We start from the raw sequence: 23150 nt of genomic DNA, 5'->3' as shown, positions 1-23150 counted from the left end.
CGAATCTATTCCTGTTAGCCACAGTAACGGCTGCACTACCTTCGTTGGTATCTGAGCTTTTCATGGTTCTAACTTATGAATAACCACTGTTTATGCATACAGTATTAAGCTAATTGCTAAATTCGTCAAGAGTGGGAGATATCTTTTTAGCAGAATGTGTAACGCCGCGTTGCCTGCATAAAAAAGCCCATCAATGATGGGCTTAGAACAACAATGCTGAAAAACAGACGGGTTACAAACCGTATACCAGCGTGACTGAGGTGGTAGTATCGGTGTTTTTCGGTGCTGAAGCTGGCGGCTTACTGTTGTAAGTCACGGTATAGGCCAAGCGCAGAGAGAAATCGTTGTTGATTGATACGTTCAGCGCGGTTTCTGAGTTGACGGTGGTTTCATCGTTAGCCAACGCAGACAAACCTTCTGAGAGGCGTGTATTATCCGTCAACAGGTATGAATAGTTGGCTGCACCGTAAGCCAGAGCACGGGTAGAGCGGCCACCCCCGCGATATTCATCATGGCGGACGCCAGGACCGAATTCCACGCGCAGATCGTGAAGCGGGCCGTTGAAAATCTGACGACCGTAGCCCCCGGTGACAGTGGTGCGCGAATCATAGCCGTTGAAGCGATCGTTCAACCAACCGGCCTGACCAAACATATAGTTACGGTTGGTCAGATTGTGACGGGTACGGCCACTTGCCTGATATCTTTCTGAAGAGCGTACATTGGAAGAGGTGGTGTTGTTCGCCGCGCCCCACAGGCTATACGCCGTATCGCTGTTAAACCAGGTCATGGTGGTGTTGGCTAACAGGGTAGAATTCTGCGAGTTGCCCGATTGGGCGTTATAACCCGCCTGAATATTGCCATCAAACGGCTTCTTGGCGGTGGATGGGTCGTCCATCGCGGTGAAGAGGGTGTTGTCGGCAAGGGCTGAAATACTGGTGAAAGCGGTCAAGCAGCTGAAATACAGCGGAATGGCGCGACGAGCGCGTAAAGAGAGCATTTTGGATCCAGTTGTTAAGAGTGATAATTAGTGATAATGGTCACATTATATCGGTTCGCCACGGCGACAAAAATAGCCTCGGTTAGCTTAAGTTTTTAATTTTTACGCGCGACTTATTCATTTTTCTTCTACTGAACTTGCAGACTTTAGCAATATAAAATGCTTGTTGACCCCATGTTTTACCGGGTATTGGAGTGGGCCTGATTGCACGGCAACGGTAAAAAGCCGCTGCCGTGCAGAGGATTTACAGGAAGGTACTGACCAAAATATAGCCTGTGATGCATGAACACAGCACGCCTATCAAGCCAGGAATGATGAAGCTGTGGTTGATGATAAATTTACCGATGCGTGTTGTCCCTGAACGGTCAAAACCGATACAGGCCAGATCGCTCGGGTAGGTGGGTAAAACAAAGTAACCGTAAGCGGCAGGGAAGAACGCCAGCAGCATTTTGGGGTCAACGCCTAATTGCAACGCCATGGGGGCAATGGCGGTTAGTGCTGCGGCTTGGCTGTTAACCAGCTTGGAAACCAGAAACAGTACAATCGCGTAGGTCCAGGGTTGGTTTTTGACGACGTCTTCCAACAGCAGTTTTAAATCGCCCATATGCGCCTGGAAGAAGGTATCACTCATCCACGCCACGCCGAATACTGAGAAGATGGCCACCATCCCAGCTTTGAACACGGCACCGTTGGCAATATCTCCCGGTTTCACTTTGCAGCCCATCAGGATCACGGCACCCGCAATCAGCATCATCATCTGGATAACCAGGTTCATCGATAGCGGCTTCAGCACACCTTTGGCATCAGCAAATGACGGGCGTATATCGGCAAAAGCTCCCAGCAGCACGACGATAGCGATCGCGGCGAAGAAAATGGCGGTGGACCAATACGCCTGTTTCGGGAATTTTTGGTTGAGTAGCGTTTCGGTACTGCCATAGATATAAGCGCGTTGTTGTGGATCCTGAATTTTTGCCTGGAACTCCGGATCTTTATCCAGATCTTTGCCACGGCGCAGGCTCCACAAAGCAGCCATCAGCACCCCCACCAGTGACGCAGGGATCGAGACAGCTAGAATCTCGACCAGCGTATAGGCCTTACCGATACCGTGACCGGCAGCGATAATTGAAACCAGTGAAACAACGGCGACAGAAACCGGTGAGGCAGTGATGGCCATTTGTGACGCCACGGAGGCCACGGCCATCGGGCGCTCAGGGCGGATCCCTTTCTTAATAGCGATATCGGAGATGATCGGGAACATAGTATAAACCACATGCCCGGTACCGCACAGGAAGGTCAGAGTCCAGGTGGTAAACGGGGCTAGTAGCGTAATGTGCTGAGGGTGGCGGCGCAGCAGTCGTTCAGCATATTGCATCATAACGTTCAGGCCGCCAGCGGTTTGTAGCACCGAGGCACAACCAATAACCGCCAAAATGGTCAGCATGACATCGACGGGCGGTTTTCCAGGCTCCAGTCCGAATATAAAGCACAGCAAGAATAAACCAATGCCGCTAATTAAGCCCAGCCCCATCCCACCAAATCGGGTGCCAACTAATAAGCAGAGAATAATAATTGCAAATTCCAGAGTGATCATGAGTATCCCTTGTGAGAAATGAAAAAATGCTAACGATTATCACCCCTCAAGGCTTATGAGGCGGGGTCTGTCTGTGCAGAGTACCTCTTAAGAGGTGCAAACGATTTGCAGACATAATTATTTATTTAGCAGGGGATAACTGTGAGATTAAGCAATTTTTATTCAATACCTGCTTTAAACCCGCATGAATAAAGAGAAATGCAGAGTGATTGAAAATTAATTGCCAGTGAATTGTGTTGTAATTGTATTTGAGTTGTTTAATTTATTGGCTGTTATTTGCTATTACCCGATATTGATTATTTTCTCGCCAAGGGATTTATGCCCTGAACAGTGTTCTTTTCCATAGTAAATCTGCACCTCAATGAGTGTAAATAATAATTTACACTCATTGAGGTTTTTGGCTTTGCTCCGCAGGTTTTTTAACAGTCTTGTAATAGAGTGCTTAATTTTTTATTTTTATTTATTTATCAATTGCTTTGTTCGTTTTTAGGCATAATTTTTAGACCTTGTGAAGAGGTTTTATAATGATGGTAATTTTTTATTTACAGTAAATGGATTGAAATATTTACATCTCATGATAGTGTAGAGCGCTATAACCCTCATGCTTTATTAACGTTCACGCATAACGGCACAAGACAGGAATAGCATCATGCAAAAAGACGCGCTCAACAACGTACATATCAGTGCAGAACAGGTCCTGATAACCCCGGAAGAGCTGAAAAACCAACACCCACTCAGTGCTCGTGATGAGAATGAAATCTCTGTTGCACGCCAAACCATCGCCAACATTCTTAAAGGGCAGGATCACCGCCTGCTGGTGGTGTGTGGGCCCTGTTCGATCCACGATCCGGACGCGGCGCTGGATTATGCGCGCCGGCTGAAGGCGTTGTCGTCTGAATTGAGCGATCAGCTGTATATCGTTATGCGTGTCTATTTCGAAAAGCCAAGAACTACGGTGGGTTGGAAAGGTTTGATCAACGATCCACACATGGATGGAACCTTTGACGTTGAAGCGGGCTTGCATATCGCGCGCCGCCTGCTGTTAGATCTGGTGGGAATGGGCCTGCCGTTGGCTACCGAAGCGTTGGATCCTAACAGCCCGCAATACTTGGGCGATCTGTTCAGCTGGTCGGCGATTGGCGCGCGTACCACAGAATCTCAAACGCACCGCGAGATGGCCTCCGGCCTTTCGATGCCGGTCGGTTTCAAGAATGGCACCGACGGTAGCTTGGGCACGGCGATCAACGCAATGCGTGCAGCCTCTATGCAACACCGTTTCGTTGGGATCAATCAGGCTGGGCAAGTGTGTCTGCTGCAAACCCAGGGTAACCCGGACGGCCACGTGATCTTGCGTGGTGGCAAAACGCCAAACTACAGCGCAGAACACGTTGCCGCTTGTGAAAAACAGATGCAGGATGCAGGACTCCAGCCGTCCTTGATGATAGATTGCAGCCATGGCAACTCAAATAAAGATTATCGCCGTCAGCCGGTTGTTGCCGAATCCGTCGTTGAGCAGATCAAAGCAGGTAACCGTTCGATCACCGGCATTATGCTGGAGAGTAATCTGCACGAAGGTAATCAGTCGTCTGAACAGCCGCGTGCAGAGATGCGTTACGGCGTTTCAGTGACCGATGCCTGTATCAACTGGGAGAGCACAGAGACTCTGCTGCGCCAAATGCATCAGGAGCTCGGCGCGGTGCTGATGGCTCGCACTGGAGAATAGTGAGTTATGGTGGCTGAACTGACCGCATTACGCGATCAAATTGACGAAGTAGATAAAGCATTACTGGGCCTGTTGGCGAAGCGCCTTGAACTGGTCGCGGAAGTAGGGGAAGTGAAAAGCCACTACGGTTTACCGGTCTATGTACCTGAGCGCGAGGCGGCAATGCTGGCTTCGCGCCGTAAAGAAGCTGAAGGTCTCGGGGTGCCGCCCGATTTGATCGAAGATGTGCTGCGTCGGGTGATGCGCGAATCCTATACCAGCGAGAACGACAAAGGTTTTAAAACGCTGTGCCCGCAATTACGCCCGATTGTGATTATCGGCGGTAATGGCCAGATGGGGCGCTTATTTAACCGCTTGCTGACCTTATCCGGTTATCAGGTGAAGGTGCTGGATCAGGAAGATTGGCCGCAGGCCGATACCCTGTTGGCGGATGCTGGCATGGTGATTGTCAGTGTGCCAATCCACGTCACTGAACAGGTGATCGGCAAGCTGCCACCATTGCCGGAAGACTGTATTTTGGTTGACCTGGCGTCGGTCAAAAATCGGCCTCTGCAGGCCATGTTGGCGGCGCACGGCGGGCCGGTTCTTGGGCTTCATCCGATGTTTGGCCCGGATGTCGGCAGTGTTGCCAAGCAGGTGGTGGTGTATTGCGATGGACGCCAGCCCGGAGCTTACCAGTGGTTGCTGGAGCAACTGCAGGTCTGGGGCGCGCGCTTGCATCGCATCAGCGCGGTTGAACACGATCAGAACATGGCCTTTATCCAGGCGTTGCGCCATTTCGCGACCTTTGCCTATGGCCTGCATCTGGCAGAAGAAAATGTCCAACTGGAGCAATTGTTGGCGCTGTCTTCACCGATCTACCGGCTGGAACTGGCGATGGTGGGCCGGTTGTTCGCCCAGGATCCGCAGCTCTATGCTGATATCATCATGTCTTCCGAAGAAAATATTCATCTGATCAAACGCTACTATCAGCGCTTCGGTGAGGCGATTCAGCTGTTGGAACAGGGTGATAAACAGGCGTTTATCCAGAGCTTCCAGAAAGTGGAGCACTGGTTTGGTGATTATGCCCAACGTTTCCTGGTAGAGAGCCGTTCGCTGTTGCGCCAGGCGAATGATAGCCGCCAATAGCACTTATATGCATTTGATGAAAAAAGAGGTTCGGCAATCGCCGAACCTCTTTTTGTCTATAACTGACCCACGTTAATGACGAACACCCACCGCTAGGAGCAGATATGACGAAGGTAGTATTAATTACCGGTGCCAGCCGGGGTATTGGCCGTGCGACGGCATTATTACTGGCTCAGCAGGGTTATGCAGTTGGCGTGAACTATCTGCAAGACCAGGCAGCAGCGGAGCAGGTGGTGTCGCAGATCCTGGAACAGGGGGGTAAGGCGATGGCTCTGCAGGCGAATATCGCCGAGGAAGATGAGGTGGTGGCGATGTTTGCCGCCTTAGAACAGACGCTTGGCCCCATAGATGCGCTGGTGAATAACGCCGGTATTCTGTTCCAACAGACAGGGATTGAGCAGCTCAGCGCCGAGCGCATCAACAAAGTGCTGAGCACCAATGTCACCGGTTATTTTCTCTGCTGCCGCGAAGCGGTGAAGCGAATGGCGTGGCGCCATGGTGGCCAGGGCGGGGCGATCGTCAACGTCTCCTCTGCTGCGGCACGCTTAGGGGCTCCGTGGGAGTACATCGACTATGCGGCGTCGAAAGGGGCGGTGGATACGCTGACCACCGGCCTGGCGCTGGAGGTGGCGGCGCAGGGCATCCGCGTTAACGGCGTGCGTCCGGGGTGCATCTATACCGAGATGCATGCCAGCGGCGGTGAGCCGGGGCGGGTGGATCGGGTTAAAACGCTGCTGCCGATGCAGCGCGGCGGCCAACCGGAAGAGATCGCAGAAGTGATTGCCTGGCTGCTTTCCGATGCGGCATCTTACGTGACCGGCAGTTTTATCGAGGCTGCTGGTGGGCGCTGAATCAGTCAGGGCACCACGGTGCCCTGGTCTGTTACTTCAACCAGCCTTTGCGCTGTGCATCCAGTAGGTGCTGATGCAGATGTTGCCACAGCTCTGGATGGATATCGGCAATCATTGCATTGCGTGCTAGTACCTGTTCTAGGCTGATACCGTTCTCTACCCAGCTCTGGCCTTCATTGTGCAGATTCATCAGCATCGGCATGCTGCGATCTAGCACCAGAGCAAAGCGCGCATCGGCGCTTTCGCCGTCTTCATATTCCTGCCACAGCGCGGTGAACGACGAACGCTGAGGTTCGGGGAGTAAACCAAACAAACGTTTTGCTGCCGCGATTTCCTGATCGTGGATCGCGGCACGCGCAGCCAGATCGTAAACCATCACGTCACCGGCATCGATTTCGACGATATCATGCAGTAAGGCCATCTGGATCACACGTTGAATGTCGACGTCTGCACCGGCATAAGGTGCCAGGCTTAAGGCAGCAATAGCAAAATGCCAGCTGTGTTCGGCGGAATTCTCCTGACGTTGGCTGCCCAGAACTTTGGTACGGCGCTGAACGTTTTTCAGTTTGTCGATTTCCATCAGGAAGTGGATAACTTGAGTCATGGAGCCAAAATCTAAGGCGGGTACAGCAGACGACATGGAGTGAACCTCGAGGTTAGTGGCGGGGAAAGCTTGCCGATTGTAGCTCAGCGAACCGATAAATTCGACGCCAGTGCAATGTTACACGCGTTCACAGTTTTATTTTAGCGTACACGTGTACACTGAAATCATTCTCAGTTAAGCTCTTTTACAGTAATTTCAAACACTGTTGGCTGTTCTGAGGATGTGCGCACTATGGTGAGAAAGGATCAAATAAAGGCCGAAACCGATAAGCCCGCAGGCGCACCTTATCCATGGGCTGAAGAGATTGCAAATAGCATCAGCCATGGCATAGGGCTGGTATTTGGGATCGTCGGCTTGGTGTTGCTGCTGGTGCAGGCCGTGAATACCGGGGCTGATGTCACCGCTATCACCAGCTACAGCCTGTATGGCGGCAGCATGATTCTGCTGTTTCTAGCTTCCACGCTGTATCACGCCATTCCTCATCAAAAAGCCAAACACTGGCTGAAAAAATTCGACCATTGCGCCATTTACCTGCTGATTGCCGGGACCTACACGCCTTTCCTGCTGGTGGGCCTCGATTCACCGTTGGCTAAGGGGGTGATGGTGGTGATCTGGGGGCTGGCGTTGTTCGGGGTGATCTTCAAACTGGCATTTGCGCACCGTTTTGAGGTGTTGTCGCTGGTCACCTATCTGCTCATGGGGTGGTTGTCGCTGATTGTGATTTACCAACTGGCAACGCGCCTGGCGATCGGTGGCGTCACCTTGTTGGCGGTGGGCGGCGTGGTGTATACGTTGGGGGTGATTTTCTATGCATCGAAGCGTTTGCGCTTTGGTCATGCCATCTGGCACGGCTTTGTGCTCGGCGGCAGTCTGTGCCACTTTCTGGCGATTTATCTCTACGTCTAAAGCAAAGCGCCGCAGGTATTGTGCCTGCGGCTGATATATCCGTTACTTCTCTTCTGCCAGCGAGTAGGGCAGCGGTTTGATGGCTAACTGGCTACCTGCATCTTCCCGGACGCGCAATGCGCTGCTGGCATCCAGATCGTTGTTCAGCACCGCCTGCACCCATAGCGTGCCATTATCCAGCGCGATTGCGGCCAATACGGTGCCGGTACGTCGCCAATTCTCGCCCAACTGCAGTTCCAGATCTTCACCGGCTTGCGGTACGCGCTCAGCTTTACCTTCCAGCCAGTACAGAGCCCGCTTGTTGGCACCACGGAACTTGGCGCGTGCCACCATCTCCTGCCCGGTATAACAACCTTTGCTGAAACTGATGCCTGCCAGTGCCTGCAGGTTGGTGGCCTGCGGCACGAGTTGTGCGCTGTTGGCGGCATCAATCAGCGGGTAACCGGCTTCAATATCCAGCGCCAGCCATTGGCGGCTGTCGTTCAACATGGCCTGACCATCGAGCTTGGCGCTAAGTTGCTCGGCGATTGCTGCCGTGGTGATCAGCAGAAAGCGTTCTGCTGGCAGGGCCAAATGCAGCAGGGTGGTATCCCCGTCTTGCACCACCTGGTGCTCGGCATCCGGCAGGGCTGTAAACATGCCTGCCAGTGCGCCACGAGCCTGTGACCCCGCCACGCCCAGCAGCACGACTGTATTATCCTCAGCGATGGTCACTTTGGAGAACACGGCGTATTTTTTGATCTCCGCCAACTGGCTGTCCAGCACGCTGCGACGTTCCAGATAAGCGAAACCTTCACCACGATGAAACAGACGCAGGTTGCTCCACATCTTGCCTTTGGCATCGCAGTGGCCGCACAGCACGTGCTGGTCCGCTGCCAGTTTGTCGATATCGGCCGTGACCTGGCCTTGAAGGTATTTCATCGTGTCCGGCCCGTTCAACTGCACTAACGCCCAATCTTCCAGTGAGATCAGCGTGAGTGGCAGTTGGGCAGAGGCGGAGGGGAGACGGGATGGGAAAGGAATATTGAACGCCATAATGAGTTCCTGCTTCATATTCAGATTGCCTGAAAGGGTTAACTGCATGGTAAAAGAGGTGGCTCGGTTTGCAAACAGTTATTACGGCACCGTGCTTTTTTTGACATTTTGCGCTCCAGATCGGAGAACGGCCTTCCCGGCGAGTATGTCAAATTGTTACCCTGTATACTAACGGTCACGATCCTCCTTCAGTCAAATCGTGGGCTGATGGAATTATATTGCGCGCGTGTTGCCATACAGAGTGTCGATTGAACCCTGCGTTGGCAACACATGCCGAAAAGAGGTTAGCCATAACAACATGGATATTAATAACAAAGCGCGTATTCACTGGGCCTGTCGCCGTGGGATGCGCGAGCTGGACATTTCGATCATGCCGTTCTTTGAGTACGAATACGACACGCTGAACGACGAAGATAAAGCACTGTTTATCCGCCTGCTAGAGAATGACGATCCCGATTTATTCAATTGGCTTATGAATCATGGTGCTCCGCAGGACAAAGAACTGCAGAGAATGGTTTCCCTGATCCAAACGCGAAATAAAGACCGTGGCCCAGTGGCGATGTGATGTCCGCGTTTCCTGGCGTACCCAGCTATTCTCGTTATTGACTCATGGCGCACTGATACTGCTGATTCTGATCTCACCCTGGCCGGAGGGTTACGGCCCGATCTGGCTGGCGTTGCTGACGCTGGTGGTGTTTGAATGCATTCGTAGCCAGAAACGCATTGCCTCAAGGCAGGGCGAACTGCGGTGGTTGGCGGAGCGGCGGGTGGAGTGGCAGGGGCAGGAGTGGTTGATGCTGAAAAAGCCCTGGATGTCGGGCTTTGGTATTCTGCTGACGTTGCAGCAGGCTAACGGCAAGAAACGCCATCGCCTCTGGTTGGCTTCAGACTGCCTGAGTAAGGCGGAATGGCGCCATCTGCGTCAGTTGCTGCTGCATCCAGGCGATAGCGGGAGCGAATAATGAAACCGCTGCTCTGGCTGGTGGAGGACGAACCCAGCATTGCCGATACCTTGATTTATACCTTAGAGAGTGAAGGCTTTCAGGTGCGTTGGTTTGATCGTGGCGAACCCGCGCTCCTGGCTTTGCCGCAGGGCGCACCGGCGTTGGCGATCCTCGATGTCGGCCTGCCCGATATCAATGGCTTTGAACTTTGCCGTCGGCTGCTGGCGCAGGCGGCAGATTTACCCATTGTGTTTCTTACCGCGCGCAGCGATGAGGTCGATCGTCTGATTGGCTTAGAGATCGGTGCCGATGACTATGTCGCCAAACCCTTTTCCCCGCGCGAGGTCAGCGCTCGCGTCAGAACGATCCTGCGGCGGTTGCACAAACAACAACGCCTGCAGCAGCCTACCCTGTATCAGTTTGGCGCGTTTACCCTCGACGAAGAGGGGGCTGCTATCAGCTATCACCAGCAACCGTTGCCGCTGACCCGCTATGAATTCCTGCTGCTGAAAACCTTACTGCTGGCGCCTGGGCGCGTGTTCTCGCGCCAACAACTGATGGACAGCGTTTGGGCCCACGCGGAAGAGAGCCTGGATCGCACCGTCGATACCCACATCAAAACGCTGCGCGCCAAACTGCGGGCGATTGATGCCGGGGAGCCACCGATCCACACCCACCGGGGATTGGGTTACAGCGTGAGCCGCCAACCATGAAGATCGGCCTGCGTCTGCTGTTAGGGTATTTCCTGATTGTGGCGGTGGCCGGTTATTTCGTCTTAAGCATTTTTGTGCAGGAAGTGAAGCCTGGGGTACGGCGTGCCACCGAGGGCACGCTAGTGGATACCGCCAATCTGCTGGCGCAGATCGCCCGTTTGGATATGAAACACGGCGACGCCGCCTACGGCCAGTTGGCACAGGCTTTTGCCCAACTGAACCAGCGGCCAATCGGTGCCAATATTGCTGGCATCCGTAAAGATCGCAATGAGTACCGTGTGTATCTGACTGATAGCCGCGGCAAGGTGATTTTTGATTCCGGCGGTCAGGCTCTGGGGCAGGATTACTCGCGCTGGAATGATGTTTATCTGACGCTGCGTGGCCAGTACGGTGCTCGCAGCACGCGCATGATCCCTGACGATGAAAGCAGCTCTATTATGTACGTGGCTGCGCCGGTGATAGAACAGGGGCAGATTATCGGTGTGCTGAGCGTGGGCAAGCCGAACAGCAGTATGGTGCCGGTGATCCGGCGCAGCGAGCGGCGGATCCTGCTGGCGGGCGCGGTGCTGCTGGGGATCGCCTTGGCGATTGGCTTGGGGTTTGTCTGGTGGATCAACCGCTCGATTAGCCGCCTGGTGCGTTACGCCGACGGCGTGGCTCAAGGTGAAGCAATTCCGCTGCCGCAGATGGGCAGCGCTGAGTTGGCCCAACTGGCGCAGGCGTTAGAAAGCATGCGCCTGAAGCTGGAAGGCAAAGCCTATATCGAGCAATACGTGCACACCCTGACCCATGAGCTGAAAAGCCCGCTGGCAGCAATCCGTGGTGCCGCCGAGCTGTTGCAGGAGTCTCCACCACCGGCAACTGCCAAGCGTTTTTTGACCAACATCGAACAGCAGAGTGCCCGCATCCAGCAACTGGTCGACAAGCTGCTGGTCCAGGCACGGCTGGAAAGCAGGCCTGGGCTGGAATTGGCTCCGGTGGCTCTGCAGCCCTTGCTGCGGCAGGCGATTGCTGGCAAAGAGGCGCAGGCCGCACAGCGCGGCATCACCCTCCAAACCAGGGAACTGGCCGACGCGACCCTGACCGGCGATGCCTTTCTGCTCGGCCAGGCGTTGAGCAACCTGTTGGATAACGCGCTGGATTTCACCCCGGCGGGGGGAACCATCAGCATTCAAGGAGCACGGCTGGAACAGCACTATCAGATCACCGTCAGCGATACCGGCAGCGGCATTCCGGATTACGCGCTGGATAAGGTGTTCGAGCGTTTTTATTCGCTGGCGCGTGCAGATAAAGCCAAAAGCAGCGGCCTGGGGCTGAACTTTGTGCAGGAAGTGGCGCGTCTGCACCGTGGCACCATCCGTTTGCACAACCTGCAGCCGCACGGCGTGGCGGCAACGCTCACTTTATCGCTCTGACTTCACCTTCCCTTCACATAGCCACATTCTGTTTTCACCTGCCGGTTCTATTGTTGCGCCATTACCTACAAGGAGTACGCAGCGATGTTTAAATCAGTGTTGTTTTGGAAAATAACCACCCTGTTGGGATTAATGATCCTGATGATGATCCCCATAGCGCAACTGATGGATGTAGTGCAGGAGCGCAGTGGCTACCGGCAGAGCGTGGTTGGGCAGGTGAGCGAAAGTACCAGCCGGGCACAGCGGATCCTCGGGCCGCTGATCGTCATCCCCTATACCCTGCGGGAAGAGAAGAAAGATGATAAAGGGGAAACCTACCTGCAGGTGAGCCGCCATCAGCGCTTTGTGCTGCCGGAATCGTTGCTGGTGGATGGCAAGCCCAATGTTGAAGTCCGCAAGTTGGGGATCTACCAGACGCAGGTGTATCAGGGGCCACTGAAGTTCCAGGTCAAGTTTGCTCAACCCGATCTGGAGGATTTGCAAAGCAGCAATGTGACCATCGGCCAGCCCTTCTTGTTGGTGTCACTGAGCGACTCGCGCGGCATCAAGAGTATTTCAACACTGAACGGCGTGCAGCAGCAGGCGGCGTTTGAGCCGGGTACGCTGGTGGCGGGGCTTTCTCAGGGGATCCATGCGCCGCTGGCACTGGAATCTTTACAGCAGCACGGCTTAGACGCGGATTTCACCCTGACTCTGGCCGGGACCAGCAGCCTGTCTCTGGTGCCGCTGGGGCGCAGTTCTGAACTGGTATTGCAGAGCAACTGGCCGCATCCGAATTTTCTCGGCAATTTCCTGCCTGATGAACGCAAAGTGACGGAGAACGGCTTCACCGCGCGCTGGCGCAGCACCTGGTTTGCCAACAATATCAACAGTGCGTTTCTCTATGATAACGGTATGGTTGAGGAGGAGAAATTGCCGACGTTCACCACCAGCCTGATCGAACCGGTGGATCACTACCAACTGACCGAGCGCGCGGTAAAGTATGCGGTGTTGTTCCTTGGGCTGACGTTTATGGCGTTCTTCCTGTTTGAAACCCTCACCGGGCTGCGGGTGCACCCGATTCAGTACCTGCTGGTGGGGGCGGCATTGGTGTTGTTCTACCTGATTCTGCTGGCTTTCTCGGAGCATCTTGGCTTTGACGTGGCCTATCTGCTGGCCAGCCTGGCTTGCAGCGGACTGATTGCCTTCTACCTCAGCGCCGTATTGCGCGGCAAGCTGCGTGGTGCGTTGTTCGCTGCCAGCCTGTTGTTGCTGTATGGCGTGCTGTATCTGCTGTTGCAGTCAGAAGATAACGCGCTGGTGTTGGGATCGGTGCTGCTGTTTGGTGTCCTGGCTGGCATCATGCTGCTGACACGCAAGCTGGACTGGTATCAGGTGGCCGATGCGGCGCGGCTGAAGGGGAATGATACCAAGGCCGAGGGGGCCGTTGAAACCGGTGAAGCACCGGCCAGTAACGGTGATAATCGTTTTAGATTGTGGAAGTAATTCACGCAACGGGCGCACCTCCGCGCCCGTTGGCTTTACAGCAGCGGCTCCATCTCCAGCAGGATCTGTTCGCACCACTGTTGCAAGCGTTCTTCGCTCTGCTCGTACTGATTCACCTCATCCAGCGCCAGGCCGACAAAGTGTTTGCCATCGGCGCTGAGGGGCTTCGGGCTGGTGAACTCAAAGCCTTCGGTCGGCCAAAAGCCGATAAACTGCACGCCAAGCGGAGCCAGACGATCGTGCAGCATCCCCAGCGCATCCAGAAACCACTCGCCGTAACCTAACTGATCGCCCATTCCGTACATGGCAACAATTTTGCCTTGCAGATCAAGCTCACCCAGTTGCGGCCAGATGGCCTCCCAGTCCTCTTGCAGTTCGCCGAAATCCCAGGTAGGAATGCCGAGGATCAGGATGGCGTATTCCTCCATCCGCTTGGGGGAGACGTCTTTCAGGTTGTGCAGGTCGACCAGGTCTTCACCCAGAATCTCACGGATTTTTTCTGCCGCCATTTCGGTGTAGCAGGTGCTGGAGCCGTAAAACAGACCAATCTTCATGTATAAATCGCTATATAACCGTACCGAGAATGACCAGGAGTGTACCAGATTTGTGCTGGCTTCAGGCATAATGCCGGGGGCATAAACGTAACAAGAGAGAGGAGCCGATGCGACAGCAAGAAAGTGCGCTGATTGAGCAATTCCTGGATGCGCTATGGCTTGAACGCAATCTGGCGGAGAATACGTTGGCCTCTTACCGCTTGGATCTGCAGGCGTTGGCAGGCTGGCTGGAGCACCATAACAGCAGCCTGTTGCAGGCCGAAGCGCTGGATTTGCAGGCATTTCTCGCCGAACGGGTTGAGGGGGGATACAAAGCCACCAGCTCAGCCCGCCTGTTGAGCGCAATGCGCCGTTTATTCCAATATTTTTACCGTGAAAAGCTGCGGGAAGACGACCCAACCGCGCTGCTGGCCTCGCCCAAGCTGCCGCAGCGGCTGCCGAAAGATTTGAGCGAGGCGCAGGTTGAAGCCCTGTTGCAGGCCCCTTGTGTCGATCAGCCGCTGGAACTGCGCGATAAAGCGATGCTGGAAGTGTTGTATGCCACCGGGTTGCGCGTATCGGAACTGGTGGGGCTGACCATCAGCGATGTCAGCCTGCGGCAGGGAGTGGTACGGGTGATCGGTAAAGGGAATAAGGAACGGTTGGTGCCGCTGGGTGAAGAAGCGGTGTACTGGATTGAAAATTATCTGGAGCATGGCCGCCCGTGGATGCTGAATGGCCAAACGCTGGATGTGTTATTCCCCAGCAACCGCAGCCAGCAAATGACCCGACAGACGTTCTGGCATCGCATCAAACACTATGCGATCCTAGCCGGTATTGACAGCGAACGGCTGTCTCCGCATGTGCTGCGCCATGCTTTCGCCACCCATTTACTGAACCATGGTGCCGATCTCCGTGTCGTACAGATGTTATTGGGGCATAGTGACCTCTCGACCACGCAAATTTATACACATGTAGCGACCGAACGGTTGAAACAGCTACATCAACAGCATCACCCGCGCGCCTGACGTGCAGGGTCTGAAAGGATTGAAAGAATGAAAAAAGGTGTAATGCTGCTCTCTATGCTGGTGGCTTCATTTACCGGCGCGGTTCACGCTGACGATGCAGCGATTCAACAAGCGCTCGGCAGCCTGGGGATCAAACAGGCCGATGTGCAACCTTCACCGGCTGCTGGCCTGAAAACCGTCCTGACCGAGAACGGCGTGCTGTATATCACGGAAGACGGTAAACATGTGCTGCAAGGGCCGCTGTATGACGTCAGCGGCGCAGAGCCGGTTAACGTCACCAACCAACTGTTGGTCACCAAGCTGGAAGCGCTGAAAGATCAGATGATCGTCTATAAAGCTGCAAACGAAAAACACGTGATCACCGTGTTTACCGATATCACCTGCGGCTATTGCCACAAACTGCACGAGCAGATGAAAGAGTATAACGAGCTGGGGATCACCGTGCGTTATCTGGCGTTCCCGCGCCAGGGCCTGAATTCACAGGCTGAGAAAGACATGCAATCGATCTGGTGCTCTGCCGATAAAGCCAAAGCTTTCGACGCCGCTCTGAAAGGTGATGCGATCTCGCCTGCCACCTGCAAAACTGACATCAGCAAGCACTATGCGCTAGGCGTACAGTTTGGCGTTCAAGGCACCCCCGCTATCGTTCTGCAAAATGGCATGTTGATCCCAGGCTACCAAGGCCCGAAAGAAATGGCCGCGATGCTGGATGCACACGCTGCCTCAGCCGCAAAGAAATAAGAGCCAGTGAGTATTAAAACCCAATTACGCCGCCGTGAGGCGGCGGACGCCAGCCATCTGCCTGCCAGTTTACCACCGCTGTTGCGCCGTCTATACGCTTTGCGTGGGGTTAAGGGTGAACAGGAACTGGAACGTGGCGTTAAAGGTATGCTGCCCTGGCAGCAACTGGACGGTATCGACGCGGCGGTCACTCTCCTGCAGCAGGCCATGGTCGAGCGCCGGCGCATTATGGTCGTGGGTGATTTTGATGCCGATGGTGCTACCAGCACCGCACTGACGGTGCTGGCACTGCGCAGCATGGGCTGTAGCGCCGTCGATTATCTGGTGCCAAACCGTTTTGAAGATGGGTACGGCCTGAGCCCGGAAGTGGTAGAACAGGTGGCGGTGCGCGGTGCCGAACTGATCGTCACCGTGGATAACGGCATTTCTTCCCATGCAGGGGTTGATCTGGCGCACGCAAAAGGAATGCAGGTGCTGGTTACCGATCACCATCTGCCGGGCGAAACGCTGCCCGCGGCGGAAGCGATCGTTAACCCCAACCTGCGTGGCTGTGAGTTCCCCTCCAAATCCTTAGCCGGTGTCGGCGTAGCCTTTTACCTGATGCTGGCGCTGCGTGCTCGGCTGCGCGACTGCGGCTGGTTCGAACAGCGGACATTGGCCGTGCCTAATCTGGCAGAACTGCTGGATCTGGTGGCCTTGGGGACGGTGGCGGACGTGGTGCCGCTGGATGCCAATAACCGTATTCTGGTGCATCAGGGCCTGAGCCGCATTCGCGCCGGTAAATGTCGGCCAGGCATCCGTGCCTTGCTGGAGGTGGCGAACCGTGATGCGCGCCAGTTGGCGGCAAGCGATCTCGGTTTCTCCCTTGGCCCACGGCTCAACGCTGCCGGGCGGTTGGATGATATGTCGATCGGCGTGGCTTTACTGCTGAGTGACGACATCGCCCAGGCCCGTATGCTGGCCAACGATCTCGACGCGCTGAATCAGACCCGGCGTGAAATCGAGCAGGGCATGCAGGTAGAAGCGCTGCAACTGTGCGATCAGTTGGAGCGCTCTACCACCGAGCTGCCTTACGGATTGGCGATGTACCATCCAGAATGGCATCAGGGCGTAGTCGGCATTCTGGCTTCACGCATCAAAGAACGTTTCCACCGCCCGGTGATTGCCTTTGCTCCGGCGGGGGATGGTATTCTGAAAGGTTCTGGCCGCTCGGTGGCCGGGCTGCACATGCGTGATGCGCTGGAGCGGCTCGACACTCTGAACCCGGGGCTGATGCTGAAGTTTGGCGGCCATGCGATGGCCGCCGGTTTATCGCTCGAAGAAGCCAAGTTTGATGAGTTCCGCCAGTGCTTTGGCGACCTGGTGGGGGAATGGCTCGATCCGGCAATGTTGGAAGGGGTGATCTGGTCCGATGGCGAACTGGCAATACAGGAACTGACGTTAACCACAGCAGAACTGCTGCGTGAGGGCGGGCCATGGGGGCAGGCATTCCCGGAACCGACCTTCGACGGTAAATTCCGCATTCTGCAGCAGCGGCTGGTGGGAGAGAAACACCTGAAACTGATGGTGGAACCGCTCGGCGGCGGCCCGTTGCTGGATGGCATCGCCTTCAACATCGATACGACGCTGTGGCCCGACAGCAGCGTGAAAGAAGCCGAACTGGCCTACAAGCTGGAGGTCAACGAGTTCCGTGGCAACCGCAATGTGCAGTTGCTGATCCAACATCTCTGGCCGCGCTAGTCTTTTTCCTGGGGTGCCTTCGGGCTCCCCAGTCATTCTCGCCACAAAAACTGACCAACTCGCTATAAACTGGCCGCTGGATCCGCTAGAATTACCGGTTCCAATGGCATTTCGCCATCGACGACATCAACGTAAGAACGCTAAAAATCATGTTTGAAATTAATCCGGTAAAAAACCGCATTCAGGACCTGTCTGAGCGGACGGCCGTTCTTAGGGGGTATCTTTGACTATGATGCCAAGAAAGAACGCCTAGAAGAAGTCAACGCCGAGCTGGAACAGCCGGACGTCTGGAACGAACCTGAACGCGCACAGGCGCTGGGCAAAGAGCGCTCGGCGCTGGAAGCCATTGTTGAAACCATCGATCAGATGGAACAAGGTTGTGAAGACGTTTCCGGCCTGCTGGAACTGGCGGTCGAAGCGGAAGACGAAGAAACCTTTAATGAAGCGGTGGTTGAGCTTGACCAACTGACCGTCAAGCTGGAGCAACTGGAATTCCGCCGTATGTTCTCTGGCGAATACGACAGTGCAGACTGTTACCTGGATATCCAGGCCGGTTCCGGCGGCACCGAAGCGCAGGACTGGGCCAGCATGCTGTTGCGTATGTACCTGCGTTGGGCCGAAGCGAAAGGTTTCAAAACGGAAGTGATTGAAGAGTCCGACGGCGACGTCGCGGGCCTGAAGTCTGCCACTATCAAGATTATCGGCGACTATGCATTTGGCTGGCTACGTACTGAAACCGGCGTGCATCGCTTGGTGCGTAAGAGCCCATTCGACTCCGGTGGCCGTCGCCACACCTCCTTCAGCTCGGTGTTTATTTACCCGGAAGTGGACGAGGATATCGATATTGACATCAACCCGGCTGACCTGCGTATTGACGTTTACCGTGCTTCTGGCGCGGGTGGCCAGCACGTGAACAAAACCGAGTCCGCAGTGCGTATTACTCACTTGCCGACCAACATTGTGGTGCAGTGTCAGAACGATCGCTCTCAGCATAAGAACAAAGATCAGGCTTTCAAACAGCTGCGCGCCAAGCTGTATGAATATGAGATGCAAAAGAAAAATGCTGACAAGCAAATGCTGGAAGACAGCAAATCCGATATCGGCTGGGGCAGCCAGATCCGCTCTTATGTGCTGGATGACTCCCGTATCAAGGATTTGCGCACCAACGTAGAAACGCGTAACACGCAGGCCGTACTGGATGGCGACCTGGATAAATTCATTGAGGCAAGTTTGAAAGCCGGGTTATGAGGAACAAGAATGTCTGAGCAACAAGCACAAGGCGCCGAGCAGGCGTTGGATCTCAATAACGAGCTGCAGTCACGCCGTGAAAAACTGGCCGCGCTGCGCGAGAACGGCATTGCGTTCCCGAACGATTTCCGTCGTGATACCACGTCTGACAAGCTGCACGCAGCATACGACAGCAAAGATAACGAAGAGCTGGAAGCGCTGGGCATAGAAGTGACGGTGGCTGGCCGCATGATGACCCGCCGTATCATGGGTAAAGCCTCTTTTGTGACCTTGCAGGACGTGGGGGGCCGTATTCAGCTTTACGTGGCACGTGACGATCTGGCTGAAGGCATTTACAACGAGCAGTTCAAAAAGTGGGATCTGGGCGATATTCTCGGCGCCCGCGGCAAGCTGTTCAAAACCAAAACCGGCGAGCTTTCCATTCACTGTACCGAACTGCGCCTGTTGACCAAAGCGCTGCGTCCGCTGCCGGACAAGTTCCACGGCTTGGCGGATCAGGAAACCCGTTATCGCCAGCGTTATCTGGATCTGATCGCCAACGAAGAATCGCGTAATACGTTTAAAGTGCGTTCACAGGTGATGGCGGGGATCCGTAACTTCATGGTGGGCCGCGGCTTTATGGAAGTCGAAACCCCAATGATGCAGGTGATCCCTGGCGGTGCTTCTGCCCGTCCGTTTGTCACTCACCACAATGCGCTGGATATCGATATGTACCTGCGTATCGCGCCAGAACTGTATCTGAAGCGCCTGGTGGTCGGTGGGTTCGAGCGCGTGTTCGAAATCAACCGTAACTTCCGCAACGAAGGCGTTTCTCCGCGTCATAACCCAGAGTTCACCATGATGGAACTCTATATGGCGTATGCGGATTATAAAGATCTGATCGAACTGACCGAGTCGTTGTTCCGCACGCTGGCGCAGGATGTGTTGGGTAATACCCAAGTGCAGTATGGCGATGAAGTGTTCGACTTCGGCAAACCGTTTGAAAAGCTGACCATGAAAGAGGCGATCAAAAAGTATCGCCCTGAGACCGATCTGAACGATCTGAACGATATGGCGAAAGCGGTAGCGATTGCTGAATCCATTGGCATCAAGGTTGAGAAGAGCTGGGGCCTTGGCCGCGTCGTCACCGAGATTTTCGAAGAGACGGCGGAAAGCCACCTGATTCAGCCAACCTTTATTACCGAATACCCGGCGGAAGTTTCCCCGCTGGCGCGCCGTAACGATCAGAACCCGGAAATCACCGATCGCTTCGAGTTCTTTATCGGTGGCCGTGAAATCGGTAACGGTTTCTCTGAGCTGAACGACGCAGAAGATCAGGCGCAGCGTTTTGCTGACCAGGTTGCCGCTAAAGATGCGGGTGATGACGAAGCGATGTTCTACGACGAAGACTACGTGACGGCGTTGGAACATGGCCTGCCACCAACAGCAGGCTTGGGGATCGGTATCGACCGTATGGTGATGCTGTTGACCAACAGCCACACTATCCGTGACGTGATCCTGTTCCCGGCCATGCGCCCGAGCAAATAACGTTACGTGAATCAATCAACCGGTGCGGGCAACTGTGCCGGTTTTTTTTCGCTTGGAGTGAACAGAAAGGATAAATTGTTGCTAACCGCTTAAAACATCAGCAGTTAAATGCTTTCTCCGCTTGCCCGGCGCGCATAACCGGTTATAATGCCAAGCGCACACCAAAGCGGGTGTAGTTCAATGGTAGAACGGCAGCTTCCCAAGCTGCATACGAGGGTTCGATTCCCTTCACCCGCTCCAAACACACTTCTCCCAACGTCTACCAAAGCCTACTCAACCCAGTAAAATCAAGCCTTCCAGCGAAATCTCGTTATCCCAAGGTCTACCCACATATACCAAAATCTATACATCTATGTGTATAGTAATGTGTATAGGACGTCGAATCTTCTTCGGAGCTATACACAATGCCCCTCACAGACCTTGAACTACGGCGCTCTAAGCCGCAAGACAAGCCCTATACACTCAGTGACGGTGGTGGGCTTTCTATACTCATTGAGCCGAACGGTTCCAAAGGTTGGCGCTTTCGTTATCGCTTCGACGGCAAGCCAAAAATGCTATCCCTCGGCACCTACCCCACAGTGTCATTAACCGGCGCAAGACAGAAGCGGGATGAGGCCAAAAAGCTGGTGGCATCGGGCATCAATCCCAGTGAGGCGAGAAAGCAAGAGAAGCAAGCGCGGCAAGATGTGGCTGGCAATACCTTTGAGGGGATCGCGCGCGAGTGGTACGAGAAGCGCCGCGATCGCTGGTCAGAGTCGTATGCCGAAGAAATGATGAAAACGTTCGAGAGCGATGTTTTCCCTTATATCGGCCACCGCCCAATTGCCGAAATAAAGCCAATGGAACTTATGGGGGTGCTTTCCCGATTGGATGAGCGCAGCGCCACAGAGAAGTTGCGCAAAGTGCGCCAGCGGTGTGGTGAGGTATGGAAATACGCCATCGTCACCGGCAGGGCGGAATATAACCCCGCGCCAGATCTTGCCAGTGCCTTCTCTCCGCATAAAAAAGAGCATTACGCCTTTTTGTCGGTGGCTGAATTACCCGACTTTTTCCGCACCTTCAACACCTACACCGGCAGCCTGATCGTTAAGCTGGCCATGCGCCTGTTAATCATTACTGGCGTGCGGCCGGGTGAACTGCGCAAGGCTGAATGGTCGGAGTTTGATTTTGATAACCGGCTTTGGGAAGTGCCACCGGAACGCATGAAGAAGCGCCGCCCCCATTGTGTGCCGTTATCCAACCAGGCGATCAGCATCTTGCAGCAGCTTAAACCGCTGACCGGCCATTACGGCTATGTGTTCCCTGGCCGAATCCACCACAGCAAGCCAATGAGCGAAATGGCTATGAATGTGCTGGTTCGCCGCATTGGGTACGCTGGGCGTGTAACCGGCCACGGCTTCCGCCACACCATGAGCACCATTCTGCACGAACAAGGCTATAACACCGCCTGGATTGAAACCCAACTGGCCCACGTCGATAAGAACAGCATTCGGGGAACGTACAACCACGCCCAATACCTGGATGGTCGCCGGGAAATGCTTCAGTGGTATGCCGACTATATGGATAGCCTGGAGCTGGGCGGCAATGTGGTGCATGGCACGTTCGGGAAACTGGCTTAGCTGTATGTATCGACAGTAATAAACTACCGGAGTAGACTACAGTAGACGATTAAAGAATAGGCTATGCCTGAGGTAACTCCCGAAAACCCGCGCACCTCTACGGGCTGGCATAGTCTCTACATTATTAGAGGGTGTAGGATGGCACACTATGCCGATTGTTGAAGATTTCCCAGATCTTTCACATTGGAGAACTGTTCAGGAGTTTTCCATATCTCAGGCAGCTTTATTACTGGCTGGTATTGATCCTTATGATTACGATAATGGATTAGATGATGTTAAAAATAATCGCCACATTCGCTGGAAAATGGCGTGGGGTTTCTCCGAAGGAATTGTCAGTGCTATCCGACGCGGAGTGTTAACACCTGTTCAGTGTTTTGCTATTAGATGGGTAGAGAATGATAACTGGAACGGGTATTGGGAAAACTATGAAATTAAACCAACTGACCGCAAGCACGAGATATCAAAAGATAAAACAATAATCACTCGTGACTCACTATATCTATGGGTTGAAAGTGAGCGTGTTGATTTCGTGAGAAAGCCTGCTCCAGAAAAAATAACAAAGGTTCACCCTGGCTGGGATGTAAGTTCATCTTCAACTGTTGTTAATGTAATGCCAGAATCTGTCAATAATAACGCTCCATTACTTCTAAAATACGAGCATCAGAGTGAAGGCCTGGAGTTTGTTCAGGATGCTATCAAGGAACTTTGGTCAACCTATGATGAAGATGAACCGCAGACTGCCCCAACGAAAAAAGAAGTAATAGACTACCTCACCGAAAGGGGGGCTGGCAAAAACATGGCGGAAGCCGTGAACCTTGTCCTGCGTCCAGTTAGCCTGCAAAGCATTGGGAGAAGAACAAATAAATCAAAGGGATAATTGGTGGTCACCATTTATCAAAAAAGGGAGTACTACATTCCAGAATGTGTTGTTTATTTAAAATAATAATGCCTTAATCACTTCAGAATTAGTGCCTATCTATATTTATGATTGTTTTAATAATGGTGGGCGCGTTACAAAATCATGCCCACCTATTTTAAATTTCCCATAGGTGTAATTATCTCGTAAACCGCAATAGACGTTACGAGGTAAATATGTCGAAATCATTTGTCCGCCTCACCGAAGTCCAGCGCCGTACTGGTTATAGCAAAGCCTGGATCTATCGCCTCATGTCTCAGGGTAAATTCCCTGCATCCGTAAAGATTGGCACTCGCGCCATTGCCTTTGTTGAAAGCGAAATTGACGAGTGGGTCAATGAACGCATTGCAGAATCGCGCAAGGAGGTTGCCTGATAAAGAAAACGGGTGTTCATTCTTGCGTACTG

At 53.9% G+C, this 23150-nt stretch carries 22 protein-coding genes and 1 tRNA gene; 18 read left to right on the top strand and 5 right to left on the bottom strand.

Features of this window, described 5'->3' with window-relative positions; translation table 11 throughout:
• Positions 1–232 precede the first annotated feature (232 nt).
• Both BMI79_RS12210 and BMI79_RS12205 read right to left on the bottom strand, forming a co-directional pair.
• Positions 233–997, bottom strand: a complete 765-nt coding sequence (locus BMI79_RS12210; protein ID WP_076942418.1) for a DUF481 domain-containing protein — start codon at positions 995–997, stop codon at positions 233–235.
• Between the two features lie 244 nt (positions 998–1241).
• Positions 1242–2588, bottom strand: coding sequence for an anaerobic C4-dicarboxylate transporter (locus tag BMI79_RS12205; protein ID WP_076942417.1), 1347 nt, complete (start codon positions 2586–2588; stop codon positions 1242–1244).
• 649 nt (positions 2589–3237) lie between these two features.
• On the opposite strand from BMI79_RS12205, the gene BMI79_RS12200 reads away from it, so the two are divergent.
• From BMI79_RS12200 to BMI79_RS12190, 3 genes are all read left to right on the top strand, one after another.
• Positions 3238–4311 carry a 3-deoxy-7-phosphoheptulonate synthase gene (locus BMI79_RS12200; protein ID WP_076942416.1) on the top strand — a complete coding sequence of 358 codons (1074 nt, stop codon included), beginning with the start codon at positions 3238–3240 and terminating at the stop codon, positions 4309–4311.
• Positions 4312–4317: 6 nt separating this feature from the next.
• Positions 4318–5439 carry a bifunctional chorismate mutase/prephenate dehydrogenase gene (tyrA, locus tag BMI79_RS12195; RefSeq protein ID WP_076942415.1) on the top strand — a complete coding sequence of 374 codons (1122 nt, stop codon included), beginning with the start codon at positions 4318–4320 and terminating at the stop codon, positions 5437–5439.
• A gap of 104 nt (positions 5440–5543) precedes the next feature.
• Positions 5544–6290, top strand: coding sequence for an SDR family oxidoreductase (locus tag BMI79_RS12190; protein WP_076942414.1), 747 nt, complete (start codon positions 5544–5546; stop codon positions 6288–6290).
• A 31-nt stretch (positions 6291–6321) separates the two neighbouring features.
• Here BMI79_RS12190 and BMI79_RS12185 read toward each other — a convergent pair whose 3' ends face one another.
• On the bottom strand, positions 6322–6930 hold the full coding sequence (locus BMI79_RS12185) for an HD domain-containing protein (RefSeq protein ID WP_076942413.1): 609 nt from the start codon (positions 6928–6930) through the stop codon (positions 6322–6324).
• 195 nt (positions 6931–7125) lie between these two features.
• On the opposite strand from BMI79_RS12185, the gene trhA reads away from it, so the two are divergent.
• Positions 7126–7800, top strand: a complete 675-nt coding sequence (gene trhA, locus BMI79_RS12180; protein WP_076942412.1) for a PAQR family membrane homeostasis protein TrhA — start codon at positions 7126–7128, stop codon at positions 7798–7800.
• A 42-nt stretch (positions 7801–7842) separates the two neighbouring features.
• On the opposite strand, the gene ygfZ is transcribed toward trhA, so the two are convergent.
• Positions 7843–8835, bottom strand: coding sequence for a tRNA-modifying protein YgfZ (gene ygfZ / locus BMI79_RS12175; RefSeq protein WP_076942674.1), 993 nt, complete (start codon positions 8833–8835; stop codon positions 7843–7845).
• Between the two features lie 298 nt (positions 8836–9133).
• Here ygfZ and sdhE point away from each other — a divergent pair, with 298 nt between their 5' ends.
• The 5 genes from sdhE (at position 9134) to creD (ending at position 13392) form a co-directional block, all read left to right on the top strand.
• Positions 9134–9400 (top strand): FAD assembly factor SdhE, encoded by a 267-nt coding sequence (sdhE, locus tag BMI79_RS12170; RefSeq protein WP_076942411.1) that lies wholly within the window; start codon positions 9134–9136, stop codon positions 9398–9400.
• The gene (locus BMI79_RS12165; protein ID WP_076942410.1) at positions 9381–9797 is read left to right on the top strand and encodes a protein YgfX; all 417 of its coding nucleotides are present in this window, start codon (positions 9381–9383) and stop codon (positions 9795–9797) included. The genes sdhE and BMI79_RS12165 overlap by 20 nt, the downstream gene beginning before the upstream one ends.
• Positions 9797–10492, top strand: coding sequence for a two-component system response regulator CreB (creB, locus tag BMI79_RS12160; protein ID WP_076942409.1), 696 nt, complete (start codon positions 9797–9799; stop codon positions 10490–10492). The genes BMI79_RS12165 and creB overlap by 1 nt, the downstream gene beginning before the upstream one ends.
• Positions 10489–11907 carry a two-component system sensor histidine kinase CreC gene (creC, locus tag BMI79_RS12155; RefSeq protein WP_076942408.1) on the top strand — a complete coding sequence of 473 codons (1419 nt, stop codon included), beginning with the start codon at positions 10489–10491 and terminating at the stop codon, positions 11905–11907. The genes creB and creC overlap by 4 nt, the downstream gene beginning before the upstream one ends.
• Before the next feature lie 84 nt (positions 11908–11991).
• Positions 11992–13392: a cell envelope integrity protein CreD gene (creD, locus tag BMI79_RS12150; RefSeq protein ID WP_076942407.1), complete on the top strand. Its 1401-nt coding sequence runs from the start codon at positions 11992–11994 to the stop codon at positions 13390–13392.
• 35 nt (positions 13393–13427) lie between these two features.
• On the opposite strand, the gene fldB is transcribed toward creD, so the two are convergent.
• A complete protein-coding gene (fldB, locus tag BMI79_RS12145) occupies positions 13428–13946 on the bottom strand; it encodes a flavodoxin FldB (protein WP_076942406.1) in 519 nt (172 codons plus the stop codon).
• A gap of 107 nt (positions 13947–14053) precedes the next feature.
• On the opposite strand from fldB, the gene xerD reads away from it, so the two are divergent.
• The 9 genes from xerD (at position 14054) to BMI79_RS12100 (ending at position 23118) form a co-directional block, all read left to right on the top strand.
• The gene (gene xerD / locus BMI79_RS12140; RefSeq protein ID WP_076942405.1) at positions 14054–14953 is read left to right on the top strand and encodes a site-specific tyrosine recombinase XerD; all 900 of its coding nucleotides are present in this window, start codon (positions 14054–14056) and stop codon (positions 14951–14953) included.
• Positions 14954–14980: 27 nt separating this feature from the next.
• Positions 14981–15694 carry a bifunctional protein-disulfide isomerase/oxidoreductase DsbC gene (dsbC, locus tag BMI79_RS12135; RefSeq protein WP_076942404.1) on the top strand — a complete coding sequence of 238 codons (714 nt, stop codon included), beginning with the start codon at positions 14981–14983 and terminating at the stop codon, positions 15692–15694.
• 6 nt (positions 15695–15700) lie between these two features.
• Positions 15701–17434, top strand: coding sequence for a single-stranded-DNA-specific exonuclease RecJ (gene recJ / locus BMI79_RS12130; protein WP_076942403.1), 1734 nt, complete (start codon positions 15701–15703; stop codon positions 17432–17434).
• 149 nt (positions 17435–17583) lie between these two features.
• A protein-coding gene (gene prfB / locus BMI79_RS12125; RefSeq protein WP_125828790.1) for a peptide chain release factor 2 occupies positions 17584–18682 on the top strand; the annotation gives its coding sequence in 2 pieces (ribosomal slippage) (positions 17584–17658 and positions 17660–18682; 1098 coding nt in all).
• Between the two features lie 9 nt (positions 18683–18691).
• Positions 18692–20209 (top strand): lysine--tRNA ligase, encoded by a 1518-nt coding sequence (lysS, locus tag BMI79_RS12120; RefSeq protein ID WP_076942402.1) that lies wholly within the window; start codon positions 18692–18694, stop codon positions 20207–20209.
• Positions 20210–20375: 166 nt separating this feature from the next.
• Positions 20376–20449, top strand: a tRNA-Gly gene (locus BMI79_RS12115).
• Positions 20450–20613: 164 nt separating this feature from the next.
• Complete coding sequence (locus tag BMI79_RS12110; RefSeq protein ID WP_076942401.1) at positions 20614–21828, top strand: tyrosine-type recombinase/integrase; 1215 nt, start codon at positions 20614–20616, stop codon at positions 21826–21828.
• 148 nt (positions 21829–21976) lie between these two features.
• Positions 21977–22705, top strand: coding sequence for a hypothetical protein (locus BMI79_RS12105; protein ID WP_076942400.1), 729 nt, complete (start codon positions 21977–21979; stop codon positions 22703–22705).
• 215 nt (positions 22706–22920) lie between these two features.
• Positions 22921–23118 (top strand): helix-turn-helix transcriptional regulator, encoded by a 198-nt coding sequence (locus tag BMI79_RS12100; RefSeq protein WP_076942399.1) that lies wholly within the window; start codon positions 22921–22923, stop codon positions 23116–23118.
• Positions 23119–23150: the final 32 nt, after the last annotated feature.

It is taken from the genome of Serratia oryzae (assembly GCF_001976145.1).
GTDB lineage: Bacteria > Pseudomonadota > Gammaproteobacteria > Enterobacterales > Enterobacteriaceae > Chania > Chania oryzae.
The sequence above is the reverse complement of the archived record's forward strand: the minus strand, read 5'-3'. Positions and strand labels throughout refer to the sequence as shown.